The organism is Sedimenticola selenatireducens DSM 17993 (assembly GCF_000428045.1).
GTDB lineage: Bacteria > Pseudomonadota > Gammaproteobacteria > Chromatiales > Chromatiaceae > Sedimenticola > Sedimenticola selenatireducens.
Window position 1 is genome coordinate 314721 of record NZ_ATZE01000001.1, and the last position, 25583, is coordinate 340303.

24 protein-coding genes and 1 pseudogene are annotated in these 25583 nt (G+C 56.9%); 19 read left to right on the forward strand and 6 right to left on the reverse strand.

Annotated elements, in window-relative coordinates; all coding sequences use genetic code 11:
- Positions 1-3: 3 nt before the first annotated feature.
- Together A3GO_RS0101580 and A3GO_RS0101585 are read right to left on the reverse strand one after the other, a co-directional pair.
- Positions 4-708 (reverse strand): hypothetical protein, encoded by a 705-nt coding sequence (locus A3GO_RS0101580; RefSeq protein ID WP_029131902.1) that lies wholly within the window; start codon positions 706-708, stop codon positions 4-6.
- Between the two features lie 30 nt (positions 709-738).
- Positions 739-915 carry a hypothetical protein gene (locus A3GO_RS0101585; RefSeq protein ID WP_029131903.1) on the reverse strand — a complete coding sequence of 59 codons (177 nt, stop codon included), beginning with the start codon at positions 913-915 and terminating at the stop codon, positions 739-741.
- A 507-nt stretch (positions 916-1422) separates the two neighbouring features.
- Between A3GO_RS0101585 and dsrA the strand changes: the two genes are divergently transcribed.
- From dsrA to A3GO_RS0101660, 15 genes and pseudogenes are all read left to right on the forward strand, one after another.
- Positions 1423-2667, forward strand: a complete 1245-nt coding sequence (dsrA, locus tag A3GO_RS0101590; protein ID WP_029131904.1) for a dissimilatory-type sulfite reductase subunit alpha — start codon at positions 1423-1425, stop codon at positions 2665-2667.
- A 102-nt stretch (positions 2668-2769) separates the two neighbouring features.
- Positions 2770-3843: a dissimilatory-type sulfite reductase subunit beta gene (gene dsrB, locus A3GO_RS0101595; RefSeq protein WP_029131905.1), complete on the forward strand. Its 1074-nt coding sequence runs from the start codon at positions 2770-2772 to the stop codon at positions 3841-3843.
- A 26-nt stretch (positions 3844-3869) separates the two neighbouring features.
- Complete coding sequence (tusD, locus tag A3GO_RS0101600; RefSeq protein WP_029131906.1) at positions 3870-4262, forward strand: sulfurtransferase complex subunit TusD; 393 nt, start codon at positions 3870-3872, stop codon at positions 4260-4262.
- 16 nt (positions 4263-4278) lie between these two features.
- Positions 4279-4668, forward strand: a complete 390-nt coding sequence (tusC, locus tag A3GO_RS0101605) for a sulfurtransferase complex subunit TusC (RefSeq protein ID WP_029131907.1) — start codon at positions 4279-4281, stop codon at positions 4666-4668.
- A gap of 12 nt (positions 4669-4680) precedes the next feature.
- Positions 4681-4989 carry a sulfurtransferase complex subunit TusB gene (tusB, locus tag A3GO_RS0101610; protein WP_029131908.1) on the forward strand — a complete coding sequence of 103 codons (309 nt, stop codon included), beginning with the start codon at positions 4681-4683 and terminating at the stop codon, positions 4987-4989.
- A 49-nt stretch (positions 4990-5038) separates the two neighbouring features.
- Positions 5039-5371, forward strand: a complete 333-nt coding sequence (locus A3GO_RS0101615; protein ID WP_029131909.1) for a TusE/DsrC/DsvC family sulfur relay protein — start codon at positions 5039-5041, stop codon at positions 5369-5371.
- Positions 5372-5569: 198 nt separating this feature from the next.
- Positions 5570-6289 carry a respiratory nitrate reductase subunit gamma gene (locus A3GO_RS0101620; protein ID WP_029131910.1) on the forward strand — a complete coding sequence of 240 codons (720 nt, stop codon included), beginning with the start codon at positions 5570-5572 and terminating at the stop codon, positions 6287-6289.
- 39 nt (positions 6290-6328) lie between these two features.
- On the forward strand, positions 6329-7861 hold the full coding sequence (gene dsrK / locus A3GO_RS0101625) for a sulfate reduction electron transfer complex DsrMKJOP subunit DsrK (protein ID WP_029131911.1): 1533 nt from the start codon (positions 6329-6331) through the stop codon (positions 7859-7861).
- A gap of 88 nt (positions 7862-7949) precedes the next feature.
- Positions 7950-9905, forward strand: a pseudogene (locus tag A3GO_RS22115) (NAD(P)-binding protein).
- A gap of 8 nt (positions 9906-9913) precedes the next feature.
- Positions 9914-10429, forward strand: a complete 516-nt coding sequence (locus tag A3GO_RS22120; RefSeq protein ID WP_084609657.1) for a hypothetical protein — start codon at positions 9914-9916, stop codon at positions 10427-10429.
- 2 nt (positions 10430-10431) lie between these two features.
- Complete coding sequence (dsrO, locus tag A3GO_RS0101640) at positions 10432-11205, forward strand: sulfate reduction electron transfer complex DsrMKJOP subunit DsrO (RefSeq protein ID WP_029131912.1); 774 nt, start codon at positions 10432-10434, stop codon at positions 11203-11205.
- Between the two features lie 19 nt (positions 11206-11224).
- The gene (nrfD, locus tag A3GO_RS0101645; RefSeq protein ID WP_029131913.1) at positions 11225-12430 is read left to right on the forward strand and encodes an NrfD/PsrC family molybdoenzyme membrane anchor subunit; all 1206 of its coding nucleotides are present in this window, start codon (positions 11225-11227) and stop codon (positions 12428-12430) included.
- 226 nt (positions 12431-12656) lie between these two features.
- On the forward strand, positions 12657-14060 hold the full coding sequence (locus A3GO_RS0101650; protein ID WP_029131914.1) for a cobyrinate a,c-diamide synthase: 1404 nt from the start codon (positions 12657-12659) through the stop codon (positions 14058-14060).
- A 101-nt stretch (positions 14061-14161) separates the two neighbouring features.
- Complete coding sequence (locus tag A3GO_RS0101655; RefSeq protein ID WP_037374391.1) at positions 14162-14485, forward strand: HesB/IscA family protein; 324 nt, start codon at positions 14162-14164, stop codon at positions 14483-14485.
- Positions 14486-14658: 173 nt separating this feature from the next.
- Positions 14659-14880 carry a hypothetical protein gene (locus A3GO_RS0101660; RefSeq protein ID WP_029131916.1) on the forward strand — a complete coding sequence of 74 codons (222 nt, stop codon included), beginning with the start codon at positions 14659-14661 and terminating at the stop codon, positions 14878-14880.
- 133 nt (positions 14881-15013) lie between these two features.
- Here A3GO_RS0101660 and fusA read toward each other — a convergent pair whose 3' ends face one another.
- The 4 genes from fusA to grxC form a co-directional block, all read right to left on the reverse strand.
- Positions 15014-17071 carry an elongation factor G gene (gene fusA / locus A3GO_RS0101665; RefSeq protein WP_029131917.1) on the reverse strand — a complete coding sequence of 686 codons (2058 nt, stop codon included), beginning with the start codon at positions 17069-17071 and terminating at the stop codon, positions 15014-15016.
- Positions 17072-17233: 162 nt separating this feature from the next.
- Positions 17234-17677, reverse strand: coding sequence for a hypothetical protein (locus tag A3GO_RS0101670; protein ID WP_029131918.1), 444 nt, complete (start codon positions 17675-17677; stop codon positions 17234-17236).
- Position 17678: 1 nt separating this feature from the next.
- Positions 17679-18077 (reverse strand): RNA-binding S4 domain-containing protein, encoded by a 399-nt coding sequence (locus A3GO_RS0101675; protein WP_029131919.1) that lies wholly within the window; start codon positions 18075-18077, stop codon positions 17679-17681.
- Complete coding sequence (gene grxC / locus A3GO_RS0101680; RefSeq protein ID WP_029131920.1) at positions 18074-18358, reverse strand: glutaredoxin 3; 285 nt, start codon at positions 18356-18358, stop codon at positions 18074-18076. Before grxC ends, A3GO_RS0101675 begins: the two co-directional genes overlap by 4 nt.
- A 115-nt stretch (positions 18359-18473) precedes the next feature.
- On the opposite strand from grxC, the gene A3GO_RS22125 reads away from it, so the two are divergent.
- The 4 genes from A3GO_RS22125 to A3GO_RS0101700 all read left to right on the forward strand — a co-directional run bounded on the left by A3GO_RS22125 (position 18474) and on the right by A3GO_RS0101700 (position 25517).
- Positions 18474-20231 carry a diguanylate cyclase domain-containing protein gene (locus A3GO_RS22125; RefSeq protein WP_051301730.1) on the forward strand — a complete coding sequence of 586 codons (1758 nt, stop codon included), beginning with the start codon at positions 18474-18476 and terminating at the stop codon, positions 20229-20231.
- Between the two features lie 137 nt (positions 20232-20368).
- The gene (gene pepN, locus A3GO_RS0101690) at positions 20369-23002 is read left to right on the forward strand and encodes an aminopeptidase N (RefSeq protein ID WP_029131921.1); all 2634 of its coding nucleotides are present in this window, start codon (positions 20369-20371) and stop codon (positions 23000-23002) included.
- Between the two features lie 173 nt (positions 23003-23175).
- Positions 23176-24774, forward strand: coding sequence for a CHAD domain-containing protein (locus tag A3GO_RS25970; protein ID WP_157606666.1), 1599 nt, complete (start codon positions 23176-23178; stop codon positions 24772-24774).
- Positions 24771-25517, forward strand: a complete 747-nt coding sequence (locus A3GO_RS0101700) for a ParA family protein (protein ID WP_029131922.1) — start codon at positions 24771-24773, stop codon at positions 25515-25517. Before A3GO_RS25970 ends, A3GO_RS0101700 begins: the two co-directional genes overlap by 4 nt.
- Positions 25518-25583 lie beyond the last annotated feature (66 nt).

The following is a 25583-nucleotide window of genomic DNA, read 5'->3' on the forward strand; positions in this document are numbered from 1 at the left end:
TGATTAATCCGGGATCTGTGCACGCAGGGCGTCGCGGTCATACCACCAGTTACCATTGACCAGAACATCAAGCACCTTGGCCAACCGGGGCAGAAATTTGTCTGGCTGATCCAGCTCCAGCTGTTGCACCCAAAAATCGAATATCTCCTGCTCCTCGACCTGACTGTGGCGGCGTGCCACCTGTCCCAGCAGTTGATTGGTAAAGAACAGCAGGTTTTCCCGGCTCTGCTCGTCGGCGCGCAGGTCGACTATATAGTTGGCCACAGCGGCCGCCACAGCGGCGCCGTCGGATCTGTCGGGTGTTTCGTCGATCAGATGCTGCAGCATGGCGACGGTCAGCTCCGGGTCAATCGGGAAAGTGACTCCCAGCCAGATGCCATGTGCCAGTGCGATTACTGAATCGGCTTGTTCGGACTGGAACAGGATGTCACAGGCCTCTACGGCGTGCTGCCAGAGTTTTGCGTCCAGGGCGCGATCAAACAGGGTATGCGCCAGAGTGGATGCCTCGTCAAACCGGTTCAACTCCAGCAGGGCATAGCCACTGTCCAGTTCCAGCTGCAGCCGCTCGGCCAGTGGGGCGGTTTCATCCAGGTCTGCCAACTGCTGCTGCAGATCGGCAAGTCGCATTTCTATCTTCTGGGTTGACGGCACCGCATCCTCGGCGGAGTCGTTGTCACCCATGATGGTCTCGGTCTGCAGATATTTCACGCAATCAATTCCTTAAAATTATAGACGGCTTCAGGTAAATGCGGCTTCCAGGCGATCTTCCCAGTCCTCCGGTGTATCGCTGAAGGGCGGCTTGACATCGATACGAAAAAACATCTCCGACTGGCGGCGTATCTTGATGACCTCGATCAGCTCCGCAAAAGAGTCTACATCGGGACTTTGTATCAGGACCTCACTCAACAGGAGCATGGGGTTACCTCTTAATATGGCAATTGTAAGGCAGTATAATGCCGACGTTTTCAGATGTTTCTGAATACCCAAGTAAACCGGTTGGGCAATTATTGAACCCCAGGAATTGTGCCCTAAGCAAGCCCAAATTGGCACAAGGTAAATGCTGCGCTGCACTATCCAGATGGGCTAGGTAAAATAAAAATCGATAAAAAACAAAATCACAACTGTTTGATTTTAAACAATATTTAATGTTAGCGACTTATTGTTTTCATATATTACCAGATTATCATATATCCCATAGTGGATATGCCTTTTTTTACCCTTCCCCCCCATTAGCGGGGTATTTTTGCTGCATAAGTGAATCCTAAAATGCAACCCATGTTTTGGAATAAGGGTGTGTTGTCCGAGTCGGATTACAGATCCTGGATTTCCCGCTTATCTAGTGTTACCGGTCAATTATACCGACAGGTAATTCGGATAAGCTGGAGACCACTATATAAATCGAGATCAATGGGAGAATAACTGATGGCGAAACCGATGCATGACACCCCCATGCTTGATCAGTTGGAGAGCGGCGTCTGGCCGAGCTTCGTAACCGGACTCAAGCGCCTGGCTAAAGACAACGACATGATGGTTGACCTGCTCGGCCAGCTTGAGACCTCCTACGAAACCAAAAAAGGTTACTGGAAAGGCGGAACCGTGGGTGTGATCGGTTATGGTGGTGGTGTTATTCCCCGCTTTACCGAGCTGAAGGATGAGAACAACAAACCGAAGTTCCCTGCCGCAGCCGAATTCCACACCCTGCGCATCATGCCGCCCCCAGGCATGCACTATGATACCGGCACCATCCGCAAGTTCTGCGATATCTGGGAGAAATATGGCTCCGGCCTGATCGCCTTCCACGGCCAGTCGGGCGACATCATGTTCCAGGGTTGCACCACCGACAACGTCCAGCCCGCTTTCGATGCCATCAACGAGATGGGCTTCGATATGGGCGGTGCGGGTCCGGCAGTACGTACCGGCATGTCCTGTGTGGGCGCCGCGCGCTGCGAGCACTCCTGCTTTGATGAGGCGCGCGCCATGCGTACCAATGTCAACGCCAACCTGGATGATATGCACCGTCCGGCCCTTCCCTACAAACTGAAGTTCAAAGCCTCCGGTTGTGCCAACGACTGCATGAACTCCATTCAGCGTGCCGACGTCTCCATGATTGGTACCTGGCGCGACGACATTAAAGTCGACCAGGCCGAGGTGAAGAGCTATGTGGCCAGCAAGGGTCGCAAGTACGTTATCGACAACGTAATCACCCGCTGTCCTACCCAGGCATTGTCTCTCAATGATGACGATACCCTGGCGGTCGACAACCCCAACTGCGTCCGTTGCATGCACTGCATCAATGTCATGACCAAGGCGCTCTCTCCCGGTGATGACCGTGGCGTCAGCATCCTGGTGGGCGGCAAGCGCACCCTGAAGATCGGTGATCTGATGGGCACTGTTATTGTCCCATTCCACAAGCTTGAGACCGATAAGGACTTCGAGTGGCTGGAAGAGCTGGGTACCGAGATTCTCGAGTTCTTCGCCGAGAACGCACTGGAGCACGAGCGCACCGGTGAGATGATCGAGCGGATTGGTCTGACCAACTTCCTGGAAGGCCTGAATATCGAGATCGATCCAAATATGATCAATCAGCCGCGCACCAATCCCTACATCCGTACCGACGGTTGGGAAGAAGAGGCGGCCAAGTGGAATGAGCGTCAGGCTGCTCAGTGATTTTTCAGGTGAAGGCCCGCCGTTGATCGGCGGGCCGGCAAACCGGAAATATGCCGGTTTATACACAATAGATTCAGATACTAAGAGTTTTTGGAGGTAACAATGGCTGAAGCACCTCGCATGCCCGATGAGACAGGCGTTCCAGAGATCGAGCCCTATCTGCACCCTGTCCTGAAGAAGAACTATGGCAACTGGAAGTGGCATGACCGCCCGCGTCCCGGTGTTCTTCATCACGTGGCCCACAGTGGTGATGAGGTTTGGACCGTACGTGCCGGCACCCAGCGTCAGATGGATGTCTACACCATTCGCAAGCTGATGGATATTGCCGATGATTTCGCCGAAGGCTATGTCCGCTTTACCATCCGTTCAAATATCGAATTCATGGTCTCGGAAGAGTCCAAGGTTCAGCCGCTGATCGACAAGCTGCTGGCAGAGGGCTTTCCGGTCGGTGGTACCGGTAACTCGGTCTCCATGATCTCCCACACCCAGGGTTGGTTGCACTGCGATATTCCGGCAACCGACGCCTCCGGTGCGGTCAAGGCGTTGATGGATGAACTGCATGAAGAGTTTGTCCGTGAAGAGATGCCGAACCGCGTGCGTCTGACCACCTCCTGTTGTCAGATCAACTGCGGTGGCCAGGGTGATATCGCCATCAATATCCAGCACACCAAGCCACCCAAGATCAATCACGATCAGGTTGGTAACGTCTGTGAGCGTCCCTCGGTTGTGGCGCGTTGTCCGGTAGCAGCTATTCGTCCCGCTGTCGTGAATGGCAAGCCGACCCTGGAAGTGGATGAGCGCAAGTGTATCTGTTGCGGCGCCTGCTTCCCGCCCTGTCCGCCGATGCAGATCAATGATCCGGAACACTCCAAGTTTGCGATCTGGGTGGGTGGCAAGAACTCGAATGCTCGTTCCAAACCGACCTTCCACAAGCTGGTGGCTGCGGGTATCCCGAACAATCCGCCACGCTGGCCGGAAGTCTCCGCGGTAGTGAAAAACATCCTCCGTGTTTACAAGGAAGATGCCAAGGACTACGAGCGTATCGGTGAGTGGGCTGAGCGCATCGGCTGGCCGCGCTTCTTCGAGAAGACCGGGCTGCCGTTCACCAAGTACCATATCGATAACTGGCGTGGAAGTCGTGCGAATCTGAATGCATCCGCACACATCCGCTTCTAAGTTGATTGGCTATAAGGGAATCGATAATGAAATTTGCGATTCAAGTAAACGAAGGTCCTTATCAGCACCAGGCGGCTGATTCGGCCTATCAGTTCACCAAGGCCGCACTGGAGAAGGGGCACGAGATCTTTCGCGTCTTCTTCTACCACGATGGTGTGAATAACGCGACCAAACTGACCACTCCGCCCCAGGATGACAGGAACATCGTCAATCGCTGGAGCGAGCTGGCCGAGCAGCACAACCTGGATATGGTGGTCTGTGTGGCAGCAGCGCAGCGTCGAGGTATCGTGGACGAGGGCGAAGCCAAGCGTAACGGCAAAGACGCCGAGAACATCGCGCCCGGCTTTCGTATCTCGGGTCTTGGGCAGTTGGTTGAAGCTGGCATCCAGGCGGATCGCCTGGTTGTGTTCGGCGACTAAGTGAAGGGGTAGAGAGATGTCCGAAGAAGAGATGATGGACGACGAGGTCGTCAAAAAATTCATGTTCGTCAACCGGCGTGCCCCGTATGGATCCATTTACGCCCTGGAGTCGCTGGAAGTGGTGCTGATTGCCGCTGCATTTGATCAGGACGTGAGCCTGCTGTTCAGCGATGACGGTATCTACCAGCTGAAGAAGGGGCAGGAAACTGCTGAAGTCGGCATGAAAAACTTCTCACCCACCTACCGGGCCCTGGAGATGTATGACGTTGAAAAGTTGTACGTTTCACAGACCGCTATGGACGAGCGCGGCATCAGCAAGGATGACCTGATTGTCGAGGTGGAAGTTCTGAATGATGAGGCCCTGGCGGACCTTATGGATGACCAAGATGTCATCTTCAGTTTCTAAGAGGTGGGCAAGATGAGTATTTTACACACGGTAAATAAATCACCTTATGAGAAGAACTCCCTCGACAGCTGCCTGAGTCTGGCCAAAGAGGGCAGTGCTGTGCTGCTGATTGAAGACGGTGTTTATGCCGCGCTCAAGGGGGCGGCAAAAGAGCCGCGGATGAAAGAAGCCGCCCAGAAGATCAAGCTGTATGTTCTGGGACCGGATCTGAAAGCCCGCGGTATGGCGGAAGATAGGGTGATCGAAGGCGTAGAGATTGTGGACTATGCCGGCTTTGTTGACCTGGCGGCAACGCATGACAAAGTGAATGCGTGGCTCTAGCCACAACTAATTGGTTTTTTTACACGAGTACATTACTGGAGAGTGAATCATGGCAATTGAAGTCAACGGCAAAACTTTTGAGACGGATGAAGAAGGTTACCTGACCAATCTGTCCGACTGGGAGCCTGGTGTGGCAGACGTCATGGCCAAAGAGGATGACCTGGAACTGACCGACGAGCACTGGGACATCATTAACTTCCTGCGCGAGTACTATGAAGAGTACCAGATCGCTCCGGCTGTACGCGTTCTGACCAAGGCGGTCGGCAAGAAGCTGGGCAAGGAAAAAGGCAACAGCAAATACCTGTACGCCCTGTTCCCCTACGGCCCAGGTAAGCAGGCGTGTCGTTTCGCCGGCCTGCCCAAGCCGACCGGTTGTATCTAAACCGGTATTGTCGGGAATTGGTCACCCTCCTGTAGTGAATTGGAGGGTGTATCAGGGTGACCTCCTCCGTTTTGGAGGAGGTGGCTCTGTGCAACGGAAAGCGAGGTTTCCAGATACTGACACACTTCGTTGAAGTGCTTTGCATACCGGCGGGCTGACGCCTTCCGGTTATAAGAATAGCTTGAGGATCGCAGGAACATGTCCACTGTCTATGCGTTGCTGTTTATCGTAGCGACCGTCGTGCTGGTGATTGGCCTGGCAAGAAAGATTGCCCAGTATGCCAGGACGCCGGCTCCCTTGAAGATTCCTACCACTCCGGCCCCGGTTACTCAAACCGGTGTGGTGATGCGCATGTTCCGTGAAGTGGTGTTTTTCGAAAGTCTTTTCAAGAGTACCAAATGGACCTGGGTTTTCGGTTGGCTTTTTCACATGGCGCTATTTGTCGTTTTGTTGCGCCACCTGCGTTATTTCATGGACCCCGTCTGGCTGCCGATCCAGCTTATTCAGCCAATAGGAGTTTATGCCGGCTTTGCAATGCTCGCCGGTCTGGCAGGCCTTCTGGTGCGCCGCATCTTCGTTGATCGGGTACGTTATATTTCGGCCCCTTCGGATTATCTCTGGCTACTGGTTCTGCTCCTTATCGGCATTAGCGGTTTGATGATGAAGTTCGTTTCGCACACCGATATTGTCATGGTGAAACAGTTTTTCACCGGTCTGATGGGTTTCAGTATCGGCACATTGCCTGTTGATTTCCCATTGATCATACATCTGACGCTGGTGGCGTTGCTGATGATCCTGTTCCCATTCAGCAAGCTGCTGCATGTGCCGGGCATATTTTTCAGCCCGAGCCGCAACCAGGTGGATAACCCCCGTGAAAAGCGTCACCTCGCCGAATGGGCGAAGGCGATGGAAGAATAAACGCAGCAGCAATCGACTGAACGCCGAAGAGGGTATTACATGGCTAAGGCAGAATTCGATGTACCGGAGCTCCAGGAGTATGTGGATGTGCCGGAACTCGTGGAAGGCACAATGGCGCATCTCAGCCCGTTTGTCGCCAAACCGGATCACAACATTCCGTTGGGTTTTCCGGGTGAACTGGTAGATGACTGGCATGATAAGGCGCTTGAGAAACTGGATGATCTGCGTTCGCGCTATCGTTCCCTGCAAGTGTATCTGGATGCCTGCGTTAAGTGTGGTGCCTGTACCGACAAGTGTCACTACTATCTCAGCACCAAAGATCCGAAGAACATGCCGGTGGGCCGTCAGGATCTGCTGCGCAAGGTCTATCGCCGTTACAACACTTTTGCCGGCAAGTACTTCCCCTGGCTGGTTGGCGCCAAGGATCTGACCCGCGAAACACTGGATGAGTGGTACAGCTACTACCATCAGTGTTCCCAGTGTCGCCGCTGTTCGGTGTTCTGCCCCTACGGTATCGATACGGCAGAGATCTCCATGGCTGCCCGTGAGATCCTCGACAGCGTCGGCTATGGCCAGAAGTACTGCAACGAGATCATCGCCAAGGTCCATGAGAAAGGCAACAACCTGGGTCTGCCGGGTCCCGCTATCCTGGATACCCTGGAGGGTCTGGAAGAGGACGTCGAGGAAGAGACCGGCGTGGCGGTCAAGTACCCGCTGGACGTGAAGGGTGCCGAGATCCTGCTGGTGACCCCCTCTGCTGACTTCTTCGCCGAGCCCCACGTGGACGGCCTGATTGGCTACGGCAAGGTATTTCATGAAGCGGGCGTCAGCTGGACTCTCAGTACCACTGCCTCCGAGGCGGGCAACTTCGGCATGTTCATCGGCAGTTATGAGAACATGCGCCGGGTCGCCCTGCGTATTCGCCAGGCTGCGCTGGAACTGGGCGTCAAGCGGATTGTATTTGGTGAGTGTGGTCACGCCTGGCGTGTCGCTTACGCATTCCTGAACACCCTGGCCGGCCCGTTTGATTTTCTGGATCCCCGTTATCCGGTACCGCAGCACATCTGTGAGTACACCTATGACCTGATCCAGCAGGGCAAGCTGAAGTTTGACAAGTCCGCCAACGATGATATGACCCTGACTTTCCATGACTCCTGCAACGTGGCCCGCGCCACCCGCATGGGTGACAAGCCGGGTGGACAATTTGATATTCCCCGTGCAGTCATCAAGGCGGTTTGCAACAACTATGTGGACATGGATCACGAGACTATTGGGGAGAAGACCTTCTGCTGCGGCGGCGGTGGCGGTCTGCTGACGGATGATTTGATGGAAATCCGTGTCAAGGGGGCGCTACCACGCATGACCGCCTTGCAGAATGTCATCAAGGATGAGGGTGTAACGCACATGGCCGCCATCTGCGCCATTTGCAAAAGCCAGTTTACCAAGGTGTTGCCTTACTACGGCATGGACATGGATCAGATTGTCAGTGTCCATCAGCTGGTCAGCAACGCCATTGTTCTCACCGGACAAAATACCGATGAGGACGAAGACGATGCGAACGGTGATGCATAAAGGGTGTTGAAAGAGTTGAGGTATAACGCGCCGGTGATCCAGTCATTGGCGGTGTTTTAAAAATTATATAGGTTGAGGAGAGAATTCCATGGCAACTCCTACGGAACAGATGAACACAAAACTGAGTTTCCGCCGCTATAAGGAAGGCGATAACGAGTGGGACGATTTTAGTGAGAAGATCTTCAGGGAAGATACCTCATACAAATGCCCGACCTACATTCATAAAACACCCCCCTGTCAGGGCAGCTGTCCTTCCGGTGAGGATATCCGTGGCTACTTGGCGATTGCCCGCGGTTAGGAGAAGCCACCCGAGGGTGTCGAGCGTGACGAATACATGTTCCGCCGCTCCACCGATGCCAATCCTTTCCCGTCCATGATGGGCCGGGTCTGTCCGGCGCCCTGTCAGGACGGCTGTAACCGCAATGACGTGGAAGATTTCGTCGGTATCAATGCCGTCGAGCAGTATATCGGTGACTCTGCGATTGCCAACGGCTACAAGTTCACGCCCGGTGCGGATATCGCCAAGAAGGTAGCGGTCATCGGTGGTGGTCCCGCCGGTATGTCAGCCGCTTACCAACTGCGCCGCATGGGCTACGGTGTCACCATCTTCGACGAGAACGAGGAGCTGGGCGGCATGATGCGCTATGGCATCCCCGGCTATCGTATTCCCCGTGACAAGCTGGACGCCGAGCTGAACCGGATTGTCGAAATGGGCGTGGAACTGCGCCTCAAGACCCGGGTTGGTCGCGATGTTGCCGCAGCCGATGTGGAGAAAGAGTTTGACGCGCTGCTCTGGGCCCTGGGCTGTCAGAGTGGACGTGGCCTGCCGGTCCCCGGCTGGGAAGGTACCCCCAACTGCGTCACCGGCGTCGCCTTCCTCAAGGCCTTCAACGAGGGTCGTATGAAGGTCACTGCTGAAAAAGTTGTCTGTATCGGTGGTGGCGATACCTCCATCGATGTGGTCTCGGTAGCCCGTCGCCTGGGACATGTGAAGCACAAGAATCCGACGGATCGTCCGGAACTGGTGGTACAGGATGGTTATGTCGCCCATGATGTGGCGGTAACTGCCGACGCCCAGGGTTCCGACGTTACTCTGACCTCGTTGTTCACCAAGGACAAGATGATGGCGGCTGAGCACGAAGTGCAGGATGCCACCACCGAGGGCGTCACCATCCTGGACGGTGTCATGCCACTGGAAGTGATTGTTGGTGAAGATGGTCGTGCCACCGGTCTGAAGGTGTGTGACTGCACCATGGATGGTATGAAACCTATCCCGGTTGAAGGCACCGAGCGTGTGCTGGAAGCGGACCTGATCGTTTCGGCCATCGGCCAGGGCGGCGATATGACCGGCCTCGAGGATATGGCCAACGATCGCAACCTGATCGATGCCGACAAGTTCTTCCAGGTGCCGGGAAAACAGGGTCACTTTGTAGCCGGCGATATCATCCGTCCCCATCTGCTGACCACCGCCATTGGCCAGGCCTCGATCGCCGCCGAGAGTATTGATCGCTTCCTCAAGCAGGAAGAGCTGGCTAAACGCCCCAAGGTGGACGTACACCACTTTGACCTGCTGGATAAGCTGCACGAGGCGGGCAAGGATCCGGAGCATTTTGATTCGAAGGTCGGTGATCAGCGTGGTACCGATGGCGCCAAGTACGCGGTGCACAACTTTGAGAATCGGGCCGAGCAAGAGGTGATTCCCTCCAGTGATCTGTTCCTGGGCCACTTCTCCTTTACTCCACGCAACAAGCGTAGTGAAGAGGTGCCATCCGCCGAAGTGGTGCTGGGGCATTTCCATGAACGTCTGCACCCCTACAGCGAGGAGCAGATGGTGGCCGAAGCGAAACGCTGCATGAGTTGTGGCATGTGCTTCGAGTGTGACAACTGCGTGGTTTTTTGTCCCCAGGATGCAGTGTTCCGGGTCAAAAAGACCGATGCGACCACCGGTCGTTACGTGGATACCGACTACAACAAATGTATTGGTTGCCACGTCTGCAGCGATGTCTGCCCAACTGGCTATATTCAGATGGGCCTGGGTGAATAGGAGCAGTAATGGGTAGTTTATCCGGCATCAGGCGATTTGCTGGGATGGTCGTGGGAGGAGCACTCATGCTCCTCGCCACCGGCGCCATCAGCGATTCCGCGGTTACAAAGGGTTCCAAGGCGGCTGGCCTGGATACTTGTGTAGCACCTACTGCAGCGATGCGGCGAAACCACATGGACTATCTCAAGCATGATCGCAGGGAGACTGTTCATAAAGGGATCAGAAACACGCAGTACAGTCTGGCTGAGTGCGTGGAATGTCATGCGGAAAAAGATAGCGCCGGCGCCTATAAGCCGGTGAATGCCGACGGCCAGTTTTGCGAATCCTGCCACAGCTATGTGGCGGTTAATCTCACTTGCTTCCAGTGTCATCGCAAGACACCGGAAAACATGAGTGGCAACGGCACGGCAATGCGGGAAGGTGATCAGCGCCAGGTGTTCGGCCTGTTGCAGTCCGTTGACCAGCCGCTATCCCTGAGCCGGGATGAACTGACTCGTCTTCATGCCAAGATTGAGGGGAACTGATCATGAGCATTAATAATGACCAGCCTGATCTGCAACGGCGTGATTTCATCGGCAAGACGGTGCTGGCGGCGGGTGCTGCCACCGTTGCTCCCGGTGTGCTGCTGACCGTTGCCAATGCCGGTTCTGATGAGGGTGTCAGCAGTGCGGTTCGCTGGGGCATGCTGATCGATACCAACAAGTGTGTCGATGGCTGCAGCGCCTGTGTCGAGGCGTGCGACAAGGAGAACGGTATCGATCTTATCGAACGTCCGCAGGGACAGTCGGATGAGATGTGGAACGCCCAGCGGCCACAATGGATTCGCAAGGTTAAATTGCGTGATACCCAGACTGGTGAAATCTCCAATCTGCCGATGATGTGCCAGCATTGTGAGCACCCGCCCTGTGTGGATGTCTGTCCCACCGGCGCCTCATTCAAGCGTGCAGATGGTATCGTCATGGTGGATCGGCATATCTGTATCGGCTGCCGCTACTGCATGATGGCCTGCCCCTATAAAGCCCGTTCATTCATCCATCAGGATATTGCCGAGCAGCTTACCAGCGCACCCAGGGGTAAGGGCTGTGTCGAGTCCTGTCATCTCTGTGCCAACAGGATCGATGCCGGGCGGGAAACTACGGCGTGTCAGGATGCCTGTAACCAGGAAGGCCACAAGGCCATTCTGTTTGGTGATCTGAAAAACCCGGATAGCGAAATCGCCAGAGCGCTGAAGGCGCAACACAGTCGTCAGATTCGGGCCGATCTCGAACTGAATACCGGCGTTCGTTATACCAATGTCTAAGCGGTAGGGAGAGAAGTCGATGATAAAAACACAATACCGCGAGCTCTACTGCAGTTCTCCCCGTTACTGGGGCGGACTGGCCTCCCTCGCTTTCATTATTCTGGTGGGTCTGGGCGCTGCCTTCTATATGGAGCATAACGGCCACTTCGTGACCGGCATGAGCAATCAGATTGTCTGGGGACTGCCTCATGTGTTCGCTATCTTCCTGATCGTTGCGGCTTCGGGTGCCCTGAACGTGGCTTCCATCGGTTCCGTGTTTGGTGGCCCGATGTACAAGCCGCTGGGTCGTTTTTCGGGTCTGTTGTCGATCGGATTGCTGGCCGGTGGTCTGGTGGTGCTGTTGCTTGACCTGGGACGTCCCGATCGACTGATCGTGGCCATGACCACCTATAACTTCAAATCAATCTTTGCCTGGAATATTATTCTCTATACCGGCTTTTTCACTATTGTCGGTCTCTACCTTTGGGCAATGATGGATCGCAAGTTTGAACAGTTCAAACGCCCGATCGGTTTTGCCGCTTTCTTCTGGCGACTGGCACTGACCACCGGTACCGGCTCCATCTTCGGTTTTCTGGTGGCCCGTGAGGCTTATGACGCCGCCATCATGGCGCCCATGTTCATCATCATGTCATTCAGTTACGGTCTGGCATTTTTTATCATTACCCTGATGGCCGCCTACTGGTGGGCCGACCGCAGCATTGGTGATTTGCGGCTGGCGAAGCTGAAAAATCTGTTGGGGGTTTTTGTCGGTGCAGTGCTCTATTTTGCGCTGGTCTATCACCTGACCAACCTGTACGTCACCCAACATCACGGTGTTGAGCGTTTCATCCTGCTGGATGGCGGCATCTATACCAATATGTTCTGGATCGGCCAGGTGGTGATCGGCGGAATTATTCCCCTGTTCCTGCTCTACTCACCGGCTTTTGCGACGTCCCGGTTTGCCATTACAGTGGCTTCCCTGTTGGTATTGATCGGCGGTTTTTTCCAGATCTACGTAATCGTGATCGGTGGTCAGGCATTTCCGATGAATCTGTTCCCGGGCAAGGAGGTGCTGGAGAGCAGTTTCTTTGACGGCGTCGTGGCGGGGTACTCGCCGTCATTGGCCGAAGCACTACTGGGTATCGCCGGTGTGGCTGTTTCCATGATCCTGGTGGCAATTGGCGCCCGAATGCTGCGGGTATTGCCGGAAAGCCTGGAAGATCCAGCTGAGGGCGAATGCGTCTGAGCATTGCGGTACCCGCCTGTCGCATGATCAGGTAAAAGCATCGCGGCTGAAGCCGCTCCTGCGTTCTCATGCAGGAGCTGCTTTGGCCGCGAGGATAGCTTTTCCTCTACCACCATCGTTTTCCCCGCTTTACAGGCATAACCGGAAGGGTGACTATAGGCTTCAGACAGGCCGTCGCAGCCTGGCCAGCGGACTGGAAACAGCGTCACTGAACTGACCAAGACTTATGTCCTATTTCTTCATCTCTGCCGCCCACAAGTCTTCAGGCAAGACGACATTGTCGATTGGTCTGACGGCTGCCCTGTGTCGGCGTGGCATGCAGGTGCAGACGTTCAAGAAAGGGCCCGATTATATCGATCCGCTCTGGCTTACTGCTGCCAGTGGCCGGCCGTGCGTGAATCTGGATTTTTTTACCATGTCCAGGCAGGAGATCCACGATGAGTTCGGGCGCGCCATGGCCAAGGCCGAGATCGGTGTCATCGAGGGCAACAAGGGTCTGTATGACGGATTGGATCTGGATGGCAGTAACAGCAACGCCGCCCTGGCGGCCCAACTGCAGGCACCGGTGTTTCTGGTTATTGATGCCCGGGGTATGACCCGCGGTATTGCACCGTTGATCCTCGGCTATCAGGCGTTTGATCCCAATGTACGTATTGCCGGTGTTATCCTGAATAAGGTCGGTGGCAGCCGGCACGAAGCCAAACTCTGTAACGTGATCGGTCACTATACCGATCTGCCGGTAGTCGGCGCGGTGCACAGTGCCCCTGAACTGGTCATCGATGAGCGCCACCTGGGGTTGATGCCGAGCAACGAGAGCGAGCTGGCGGAAAAGAAGATTGCCCAGTTGGGGGAGCGGGTCGCCGATCAGGTGGATATCGACCGGATACTCGCCATTGCAGCTGATGTGCCGGCGCTGGATTTTACCAAACAACCACAGATCCAGACTTCCACCGGGCAGTTGCGTATTGGCTACCCCAGGGATCGGGCATTCGGTTTTTATTATCCTGGCGATCTGCAGAAGATGTGTGACCTGGGGGTTGATCTGGTCCCCTTCGACACCCTGAACGATACCCAACTGCCTCCGGTGGACGGACTGTTCATCGGTGGTGGCTTTCCCGAGATGGTGATGGAGGCGCTGCAGGCCAATGTTTCACTGCGCCGGGAGATTCGGGAGTTTATCGATCAGGGCGGTCCGGTTTATGCCGAATGTGGCGGGTTGATGTATCTGGCCCGCAGCCTGAAATGGCAGGATCGGCGGTGTGAGATGGTCGGCGCCATCCCGGGTGACGTGGTAATGCATGAGCGACCCCAGGGCAGGGGATATGTGCGCCTGGAGGAGACCGACGAGAATCCCTGGCCAAAAGTGCCGGGATGCAGCGCAGGCATCGCGGCGCATGAGTTTCACTACTCGGCCTTGGAAAACCTGGATCCGGAGATCCGTTTCGCCTACAAGGTAACCCGGGGCACCGGGATTGACGGGATCCACGATGGTATTGTTTATAAGAATCTCCTGGCCAGTTACACCCACTTGCGGGATGTGGGTGGCAATCACTGGATCGAACGTTTCCTGGCGCATGTACGCCGCTGCAGGGGAGATGACGGTACAACACAACAGACAGGCGTCGGCTGAAGGGAGACAATAGCCAGAGTGCCGCAATATAGTTTGAAAGGGCAGGTATAACCGGGATAATCTCGACACGGGATCATCCCATAGCAGTATGGAGCATTCTCATGTTTGAAATCACAGAAAATGCCGCTGAGCAGGTACGCAATGCAGCAGAACAGGGTGGTACGGAGGGTATGGCTCTGCGTATGGCCGCCAGGATGAAAGAGGATGGCAGTATCGATTACCTGATGGGCTTCGATGAGGCCAAGGAGGATGATCTTCGCATCGTCAGTAACGGTATTGAAGTCGTGATGGAGCCGCAATATGTGACGTTGCTGGATGAGGCTGTGATGGACTACGCGCAACTGGACGACGGCGAGATGCGGTTTATTTTTATCAATCCCCATGACGCCAACTATTTGCCGGCGCCCAAGAGCAGATCCAGATAGCATTGTCTGGTTGAAACTGACCGGAGAGGGAGTTTATGGGACAGCAGTGATCCTGTTTTGTTTTTTCCAGACAGGCGGTTCTGGCACTATTTCGATTCAGTCTTATCTTGAATAACCAAGTAAATAGGTATACTATTTTTAACACAACTCATAACCGAAGGTAGAGGTGTGGTATGGATAATCAGGTACAGGTTACGCTCGACAAGGCAGTCTATGACCAACTGGTCGGATTGCAGACTGGATCGTTTCATGACATCAACACAGTGGTCGAACGCCTGTTGTTCCACGGTGATCGCAAGGTCCGACTGGAAGCGGACGAGCCGCACTACACCATGGAGCAGGAGCTGCAGCGGGAGCGGGACGGTGTGTTCGCCAGTTCAGGTATATGTTCCTGAGCGTGCGGAGCTACTAAGGATTAAGGATGGGTAAAGGCATACCGCCTTTACCCATTATCAAATGCAGCGCCTCTAATCGGTTTTTCCTTCCCGCACCACCCATCCTGTTGACCGGCAAGCCGGTAATAGTCGCTTACTCTTCCTGGTGATGGACATGCTGCTGGTGTTTTTCCGCCAGGCTGCGCTGGACGTTATCCGGTACCGGATCATAGTGACTGAAGCTGATCTCATAGGTACCTTCGCCGCCGGTCATGGATTTCAGCTTGGTGCTGTAACTGTCCAGCTCGGCGAGCGGGGCCTGACCACTGATCAGCATGCGACCATCCGGCGTCATCTCGGTATTGTGAATTCGCCCCCGCTTGACTGTCAGGTCTGCAGTGATATCGCCCATGGCGTCACCGCTGGCGGTGATGCTGATATTAACCACGGGTTCCAGTACCATTGGCCGTGCCTTCTCCAGGGCGTCATGAAAGGCCTTCTTACCGGCAGTGACGAAGGCGATCTCCTTCGAATCCACGGCATGGTATTTTCCATCGTACACCGTCACTTGCAGGTCCTGGATCGGGTAACCGGCGATAAAACCCTCTTCCAGCGCCAGCCGTACGCCTTTCTCCACGGCGGGGATAAACTGGCCGGGTATCACGCCGCCCTTCACTTCATCGACGAATACAAACCCCTCGCCACGGGCCAGGGGGGCCACCCGTAGCGATACCTCGCCAAACTGGCCGGCGCCCCCAGTCTGTTTCTTGTGCCGATGGTGTCCTTCCGCAGATGCGCCGATGGTTTCGCGGTAAGGGATGCTCGGGGGGTGGGTCTCCACCGAGACGTTATAGCGTTCGTTGAGCTGTTCCAATACCACCCGCAGGTGCAACTCACCCATGCCGCGAATCACGGTTTCGTTGGCCTGGGCGTCGTGTTCGATTGCCAGGCAGGGATCTTCCGAGGCGATCTTCAGCAAGGCATCGGAAAGCTTCTGCTCATCCCCCCGCTTCGTTGGTACCACCGCCAGGCCGAACAGTGGCATGGGGAACTGCTCCGGTTGCAGATGAAAATTATCCTCGTCGTGAGAGTCGTGCAGGACGGCGTCCCGGAAGACCTCGTCAACGCGGGACACGGCGCAGATGTCACCAGGAATCGCCTGGGCCATCTCCGTCTGGTTGTTGCCCTGGATACGATAAAGGTGACTTGGTTTGAACGGTTTGCGGGAGTCGCCGATAAACAGCTGGGTATTGGTGGTGACTGTCCCCTGGTAGACCCGAAACATCCCCAGCTTGCCCCGAAACGGGTCATTGCTGACTTTGAATACGTGGGCAATCACGTGCTTGTCCGGATCGGGAAGCACCTTTGCCGGCTGTGTCTTCGGCGGTTCTCCCTTGAGAAAATGGGGCGGATTGCCCTCGGTCGGATCGGGCAGCAGGCGAGTGATTATCTTCAGCAACTGTTTGATCCCGGCGCCGCTCTTTGCCGAGACAAAGCAGATCGGGATCAGGTGTCCGTCGCGCAGTGCCGCCTCGAAGGGATCGTGCAACTGATCCGATTTCAGCTCTTCGCCCTGCTCCAGGTAGAGTTCCATCAGCTGCTCATCCATCTCCACTACCTGATCGACGATATTGGTATGCGCCTCGGCCACCGAGGAGAAGGCGGTCTGATCGCCGTCCGGGGTAAAGAAGCAGTCCACCACCTTGCCCTGTTCGGCTGCCGGCAGGTTGAGCGGCAGGCAGACATCACCGAAAGTCTCGCGGATCCGATTCAGCAGTGCCTCCAGGTTCAGATGGTCGGCGTCGATCTTGTTAATAATGATAATGCGGCACAGGCCGTCATTTTTAGCATGCTCCATCATCGCCAGTGTGGCCGGCTCAATGCCGGTTTCCGCATTGACCACCACGGCGGTGGTCTCGGCCGCCTGCAGGACGCCGAAGGCGCGGCCGAAGAAGTCGATCAGTCCCGGGGTGTCAAGCAGATTGATATGGGTGTTCTCTAACTGCAGATGGGCCAGGGCCGCATCCAGCGAATGTTCGTAGCGTTTCTCCTGGGGATCGAAATCGCAGACGGTGTCGCCCCGTTCGATGGAACCCTGGTTCTGTATCACGCCGGCGTGATACAAGAGGGCCTCGACCAGCGTCGTTTTACCGGCGCCTGATTGGCCCACCAGGGCGATATTCCGGATATCCTGGGTGGTGTAGGCAGGCATTATGCTCTCCTCGGAAGTTTAATAACGGCTTTTTAGAATCTCTTGTTATCCCACTGGAAGATGGCCACGGATGCCATGACCCGGATCAACAAGTGGTCGCGGTGGAGTGCCGCTCTGTTTCTTCTGAGTGTAGTCGCTGGTGACCGGGGGAGAAGGCGGATGTCAGCCCCTGCGTCCCTTGAAGGCGGCGACCTGCTGGATGATCCGGTCGAAGGGGAGGCTGTCCAGGGTGCCGTAGTGCTGGCGTGCGTTACTGACCAGGGTATGGATGTCCGGGACAAAGCGTATCGCCTCCTGGTGTTTTTCCATCACCTGATCGAGTCCGCGCAGACCGCCCACCTGGATGCGCAGCGCCTGGGCATGGTTGAGTACGCTGCTCTCATGGCTGGCTTTCAGGACAAAACGGCTGTGGTGACGCAGCAGATTCAGCAGGTCTGCGCACTGGGACTGGGCGCTGTCTGATTTGCAGTGTATGCCTTCCCGTTCCGCCAGATTGAACTTTTCCGATTGGGAACAGCCGGCATGTCCGGCGAACAGGCATTTTTCGAACAGGCAGGCGCGTTCGTTGATCTGTTCGTAGGTCTTGCGGTAGGCGTCCTGATCCATGCTACTTCCTGGTAAAGCTGTGAATCATGCGCCGGTCCCGCTTGCTTGGCTTGCCCTGGGCGGGACGGGGCGCGGCGGCCCGCAGCAGGCGCTGCTCTTCTATCTGCCGCTGCCGGTTGAGCAGGCTGGACTCACTCTCCTGATAGAAGTTGACGGCCTCGCTGGCCGGGCGGCGCTGTTTGGGAAGCTCCCTGATCTCGATCTGCCACTCCAGGGACTCCTTGTGAATGATGAGCCGGCTGCCGACGGTGACGGTTTTGCCCGGTTTGGTGCGCTGGCCGTTGAGATGAACCTTGCCACCGTTGATCGCCTCGATGGCAAGTTGTCTCGTCTTGAAGAAGCGCGCCGCCCAGAGCCATTTATCCAGACGCATTTCCGGCGCTCTCTCCCCTGCGTTCATGTGATGATATCCGGCTCACCTTGTGGTTCCAGACCGAGCAGGGGATCCAGCTTGCCCATCATGTCCAGTTCGGCCATATCGTCATAGCCGCCCACATGGTAGTCATCAATGAAAATCTGCGGCACGGTGTTACGCCGGCTGCGCTGAATCATCTCTCGCATCCGCTCGCGGTTGCCCTCGATTTGAAGCTCTTCAAACGCCACCCCCTTGCGGTTGAGCAGCGATTTGGCGCGCATGCAGTAGGGGCAGATGGCAGTGGTGTACATCACGACTTTTGGCATGTTCGATCTCTAAATTACAGAGGAGGTGCCATATCCTATCAAGCACTATGAGGGGGGTCCAGGTAACGCACATTCCCGATGTACCTACAGAAAAAGTGGTATATGAGGGTATAGTATGGACCCCCTGATCAAGAGTGCCGAGACCATGCAGCGCTATATTCTGAATCATACCTATTGGCTTATCCCTCTGGTGCTGTGGACGACAGTGGTCGGCATATCGTTTGCCTGGAACTGGAATGTGCTGGACCGCCACTCCCGGGAGATCGCGGCAAACCGCGCCGAGTTTGTTTTCAAGATGGTGGAGTCTGTGCGCCTGTGGAATGCGCGCCACGGCGGCGTCTATGTTCTGGTCGACGGTGAGACTCAGCCCAATCCGTACCTGGAAATAGGGGAGCGGGATATCAGTACCCCCTCCGGTAAGCCACTCACCCTGCTCAATCCCGCCTTCATGACACGCCAGCTCACTTATGTGGTAGAGGAGTTGTCGGATATCCGGGTCCATCTGACCAGTCTCAAGCCGATCAACCCGGACAATGTCGCCGATCCCTGGGAGACCCGGGCGCTGCAGGCGTTTGAGGCCGGCTCGGAGCGGGTACAGGGCCTTGTCGGACAGGGCCAGGATGCGGTCTACCGTTTCATGGCGCCACTGATTACCAAAAAGTCCTGTCTCAAGTGCCATGAGAAGCAGGGCTACGAGGTAGGGGATATCCGCGGTGGGGCAAGTGTCACTTTCAAGGCCGCATCGCTGCTGACGCCGCAATATGAACAGAAGTGGAATATGGCCGGAATCCATTTTGCGGTCTGGCTGTTGCTGTCGGGTCTGACACTGTTTGCCCTGTCCCGTTTCCGCACCCAGATGTTGTTGCTGAAAGCGGCCAAGGAGCAGCAGGACCGGGTGGTTGAGCAGCGCACGGCCGAGTTGAGGCAGCAGGTGCAAGACCGGGAGCAGGCCGAGGAGGAGCTGAGGCTGCTGATCGACTCATCCGGGGAGGGTATTTACGGAATCGACAAGGAAGGTCGCTTTACCTTTATCAACCCGATGGCCCTGCATCTGCTCGGCTACAGCGATGCCGACAGCATGATTGGTCAGAATGTCTGCGATATGGTGTGTCACACACAAACAGATGACAAAGCCAGCGGGGTGGAGGTGTGTGGATTGCGGTCCGCATTGGAGGAGGGGCGTGTGGCGCACAGTGAAGAAGAGTATTTCCGGCGTGCGGACGGCCAATTGTTCAGGGTTGAATTCCGCTCCCACCCGCTGATGCGTGAAGGCGAGCTGCTCGGTGCGGTGGTCACCTTCGCCGATATCACCGAACGCAAGACGCTGGAGGAGAAGATCTGGCGTCAGGCCCATTACGATGCGCTGACCAAATTGCCCAATCGCAGTCTGTTTCACGATCGCCTGAACCAGACCCTGCTTAAGGCACAACGCCAGGATGAGTCGTTTGCACTGCTGTTCGTGGATCTTGACCGGTTCAAACATATCAATGATAGCCTCGGTCACGAGGCGGGCGATCAGCTGCTCAAAGAGGTGGCCCGGCGCCTGACCGCCTGTGTGCGCGACAGTGATAGCGTCGCGCGTATGGGTGGCGATGAGTTCAATATCATCCTGACCGGCATCGCCAACCGGGAGGGGGTGGAGCGGGTGGCAGGCGAGGTGCTGGCACAGATGTGCCGGCCGTTCGACCTGGCCGGCACCCAGAAGTGTATCTCCGCCTCCGTGGGTATTGCCTGTTATCCTGATGATGGCGACAGTGCGGCCGAGCTGCTCAGAAATGCCGATCTGGCGATGTATCGGGCGAAACAGGGCGGACGTGACCGTTTCAGCTTTTATCAGTCATCACCGGTGGAGTCGCCTCCGACCGGGAAATAACCTTGATTCTGCGCTTGTCGTGCCGTCTGCCCCGGGCTGCGGATGAATACTGCTACTCCATCCGGGGTTGAATAGTGGGATAGAATCCTGATCTATTGCTTCAGTAACCATTTTCAGTCAGCCAGAAGAGACCATCCATGCTCAGAGACACCCCCAGTACCGTCTACCTCAAGGATTACCAACCCCCGGAATTTCTTATTGATCAGGTGAGTCTCCAGTTTGACTTGGGGGAGGAGGGGACCCGGGTGCGCTCGCGGCTGGAACTGCGCCGAAATCCCGCTGCCGAGAGCCGGTCAGCGGACCTGCGTCTGCACGGCGAGCAGCTGGAACTGCTCTCCCTTGCGCTCGATGGCGAGCCACTCGCTCCTGCCGCCTATGCCCAGGATGACGAGGGGCTCACCATCAGGCAGGTCCCGGACCGGTTCGTGCTGGAGAGTGAGGTGCGCATCCTGCCGCAGCACAATACCGCGCTCGAAGGTTTGTACAAGTCGGGTGGTATGTTCTGTACCCAGTGCGAGGCGGAGGGCTTCCGCAAGATTACCTGGTTCCTCGACCGGCCCGATGTGATGAGCCGCTTCACCACTACCATCACTGCCGATAAACAGCGCTACCCGGTGCTGCTTTCCAATGGCAATCCGGCCGAGGCTGTCGATCTGGCGGACGGTCGCCACCGCATCACCTGGGCCGATCCGTTCCCCAAGCCGGCCTACCTGTTTGCCCTGGTGGCGGGGGATCTTCGTTTCATCGAGGATAGCCACACCACGCCCTCGGGTCGCCAGGTGGCGCTGCGCATCTACGTCGAGCCGGAAAACATCAATAAGTGCGCACATGCCATGGCATCGCTGAAGCACGCCATGCGCTGGGATGAACAGCAGTATGGCCGCGAGTACGACCTGGATATCTACATGATTGTGGCGGTGAACGATTTCAACATGGGGGCGATGGAGAACAAGGGGCTGAACATCTTCAACTCCAAGTATGTGCTGGCCTCGCCGGCCACCGCTACCGACCGGGATTTCCAGGGTATCGAGTCGGTCATCGCCCACGAGTATTTCCACAACTGGACCGGCAACCGCATCACCTGCCGCGACTGGTTTCAGCTCAGCCTGAAAGAGGGGCTGACGGTATTCCGGGATCAGGAGTTCTCGGCCGACATGGGATCCCGGGGAGTAAAGCGGATTGAGGATGTGCGGCTGCTGCGCGCTCACCAGTTCGCCGAGGATGCCGGTCCCATGGCCCATCCGGTGCGACCCGATTCCTACATGGAGATCAACAACTTCTACACCGTGACGGTGTATGAAAAAGGCGCCGAAGTGGTGCGCATGCAGTCCAACCTGCTCGGCCCCGAGGCTTACCGGCGCGGCACCGATCTCTATTTCGAGCGTTTTGACGGACAGGCCGTTACCACCGATGACTTTGTGCAGTGTATGGCGGATGCCGGCAAGCGTGACCTGACTCAGTTCAAGCGCTGGTACAGCCAGGCCGGCACGCCGGAACTCAACATCCGGGGCGAGTACGATGCCGTGCGTCAGACTTATTCGCTGACGGTCGAGCAGCACTGCCCGGCCACTCCCGGCCAGCCGGACAAGGCGCCGTTCCTGATCCCGCTGGCGGTGGGTTTGCTGGACAGTAAGGGCGCCGATCTGGCGTTGCAACTCGAGGACGAGTCCACGCCCATCCGGGGCACCCGTATGCTGGAGCTCAGCGAGCGCCGCCAACAGTTTGTGTTTGAGCAGGTCCCCGAAACCCCGGTCCCGTCGCTGCTGCGCGGCTTCTCGGCGCCGGTGAAGGTTCACTTTGATTACAGTGATGCGCAGCTGATGTTCCTGATGGCCCATGACAGTGACGGCTTCAGCCGCTGGGATGCTGCCCAGACCCTGAGTCAGCGTATTCTGCTGCAGTTGGTGGCTGACCCGAACAGCGCCGTGCCGACGGGATTCATCGACGCGTTTCGTCAGGCGTTGACCGATGGTTCAACCGATCCGGCACTGCTGGCCGAGGTGTTGACCCTTCCGTCCGAGAGCTACCTGGGTGACCAGATGGCCGAGGTGGATGTGGCGGGGATTCACCAGGCCCGGGAATGGCTCAAGACCCTACTGGCCACCGAGCTGAGAAATGAACTGTTGGCGGTTTACCGGGCCAACGAGGTGCCGGGTGAATATCAGCCGGACGCCGCGTCCATCGGGCGGCGCAGCCTGCGGAATCTCGCCCTCGGCTACCTGATGCAGCTGGACGATGAGACCATCCAGCAGCTCTGTGTCGAGCAGTACCGGGCCGGGCACAACATGACAGACGTGATCTCCGCGCTCTCCCTGCTGGCCGACCGGGATACCCCGGAGGCGGCCGAGTTGCTGGAAGCGTTCTACCAACAGTGGCAGGGTGATCCGCTGGTGCTGGACAAATGGTTCAGCCTGCAGGCACTGTCGAAACGACCCGATACCCTGCAGCGGGTCCAGGCGTTGCTGAAACACCCCGCCTTCTCCATCGCCAATCCGAACAAGGTACGTGCCCTGATCGGAGCCTTCTGTTCCGGTAACGCGGTGCGCTTCCACGCGGCGGACGGCAGCGGTTACCGTTTCCTGGGAGACCGGGTGCTGGAACTGGATGGCCTCAACCCGCAGGTGGCCTCACGCATGGTGCGCCTGATGGCCCGCTGGCAGCGCTATGACCCGGCCCGCCAGCAGCAGATGAAGGCGCAGCTGGAACGCATCCTCAAGACCGAAGGGGTCTCCCGGGATGTGTTCGAGATCGCCTCCAAAAGCCTGGAGTAGCAGCCGCTTCAGTACAGATCGGGCGCTGTTTTGGCGGGCGTGTCCCGCCCTGTGGTTTAACGGCTTGGACGCCACAAACAGCACTGTAATGGTAATTTTATGTCCGCTTGATTAGTATCTGGCCCTGATGTGAAAATTCCGAGACTCCCGGGACAAGGGCAGGATATAACAAGATGAAAGCGCAATCGCTCCAGTATCAGCTGAAGGATTCAGAATCGATCGGGGAGGTGGTGACGGCGTTAACCGGGCAGTTTCAGTTGACCGGCGAGCCAGAAAAAACCGTACGGCATATTCTCCATGACAGCTTTGACTGGCGACTGTTTCAGTCCGGACTGCAACTGGATGAGGCGCGGGGAGCGGGTCTGCATGAGCTGACCCTGCGCAAGCTGGAGGATGATTCCGCCTGTGAGACCATCCGTCTGGAGGGGCCGGTAGCGGGATTTTTTCACGACTATCCGCCTGGTCTGTTGCGTGACCGGCTCGCCACGACGCTGCAGATGCGCACCCTGCTGCCCCAGGTCGAGATCCGCCGCCGGGAACGCCTGCTGAGGCTGCTGGATGGCGAGCAGAAGACGGTGCTGCGGATCGCCCTGCAGGAGCAGAGCGCCCGGCCCCCGGGACGGGGCGAGTATCAGCCGATGGCCGCGCTGGTCCGACTGTTGCCGGTACGCGGCTATGACAAGCCACTCGCCCAGGTCAGCCGTTTTCTCACCGCCGTCCTGGAACTGAAACCTCAAGTTGATCCGCTGATTGTGCTGGGCCTCTCTGCCATTGGCCGGCAACCGCTGGATTACAGCTCCAAGCTCAATTTCAATCTGCAGCCACTGATGCCGGCGGGCGAGGTGGCACGACAGATCCACCATACCCTGCTGAATACCCTGGAGGCCAATCTGCCAGGTACCCGGGCCGATCTGGATTCGGAGTTTCTGCACGACCTGCGGGTGGCGGTGCGTCGCACCCGGTCGGCGCTCAGCCAGATCAAGGGGGTGTTTCCCGAGTCGGAGGTGGAGAAATACAAGGAGCGGTTCGCCTGGATCGGCCAGCTGACCGGCCCCACCCGGGACCTGGATGTCTACCTGCTGGGTTTTGATGATTATCGCAACAGCCTGCCGGAACCGTACCGCCCCGATCTGGAACCGCTGCACGCGTTTCTCCAGACCCATCAGAAGAGCGAGCAGCGGGCCATGGTGCGCAAGCTCAATTCACCCCATTTTCACACCCTGTTGAAGGAGTGGCGCGCCTTTCTGGCCGCACCGCCCGGTACGGAATCGGCCTGCGCCCATGCCCATAAGCCGATCGGCAAGCTGGCTGCCAAGCGCATCTACCGCACCTTCGGGCTGGTGCTGAAGGAGGGCTTGGCCATTAATCCCCATTCCCCACCAGAGGCGCTGCACGAGTTGCGTAAGAGCTGTAAAAAGCTGCGCTACCTGCTGGAGTTTTTTCAGAGTCTGTATCCCGAGGACCGGATCAAGCCGTTGATCAAAAGCCTGAAAGGCCTGCTGGACAATCTCGGCGACTACCAGGATCTGGAGGTGCAGGCTGACAAACTGCGTGAGTTTGCCCACCAGATGGTGGCTGAGGGCGAGGTGCCGGCCGATACCCTGCTGGCCATGGGTATGCTGGTGGATGGCCTGCTCAAGCGGCAGCAGGCGAGCCGACTGGTGTTTGCCGACCGTTTCGCCCTGTTTGCCGGCCGCGAGCAGGTGGCTGCTTACCAGACCCTGTTCGGGCCGGACAGAAAAAAGCGTGATGTGGCCGGAGAGCAGGCATGAGAATTATCGGCGTCTACAACATCAAGGGCGGTGTGGGCAAGACCGCCACGGCAGTGAATCTCGCCTACCTGTCGGCCCAGGCCGGACTGCGCACCCTGGTATGGGACCTGGACCCGCAGGGCGCGGCCAGTTACTACTTCCGCATCAAACCCCGTATCAAGGGGGGCGGACGCAAGATGCTCAAGGGCAAACGGGAACTGGATGAGCTGATCAAGGGAAGCGATTTCGACAACCTGGACCTGTTGCCGGCGGATTTCTCCTATCGCAACATGGATCTGATGCTGGGCGAGGCCAAGGGCCCGGTTAAACAGCTGTTGCGGCTGTTGCGGCCACTGTCGCAGGAGTATGACCGCATCTATCTGGACTGTCCGCCCAGTATCTCCCTGGTCTCGGAAAATATCTTCCGCGCGGCCGATGCCCTGATGGTGCCCACTATCCCCACCACCCTGTCGCTGCGCACCTATGAACAGATGGTGGAGTTCCTGGAGGGACACAAGGTCGGAGATGTGCAGCGGATGCCGTTCTTTTCCATGGTGGATCGGCGCAAGCGCATGCATCTGGATATGATCAAGCGGCTGCCTGAACGTTTCCCCGAACTGCTTCAGGCCCATATCCCCTACGCCAGTGATGTGGAACGCATGGGATTTTATCGCGCCCCACTGGGGAGTTTTGCCCCGCGCAGTGCCGCCGGTATCGCCTATGAGGCACTCTGGCGTGAGCTGGAAGCCGCGTTGAAAAGCTGATCATCGGTAGGTTGGGGTGAGCCTGCGAACCCCAACGGGGAAGGCATATCTGTACCAAAATGTTGG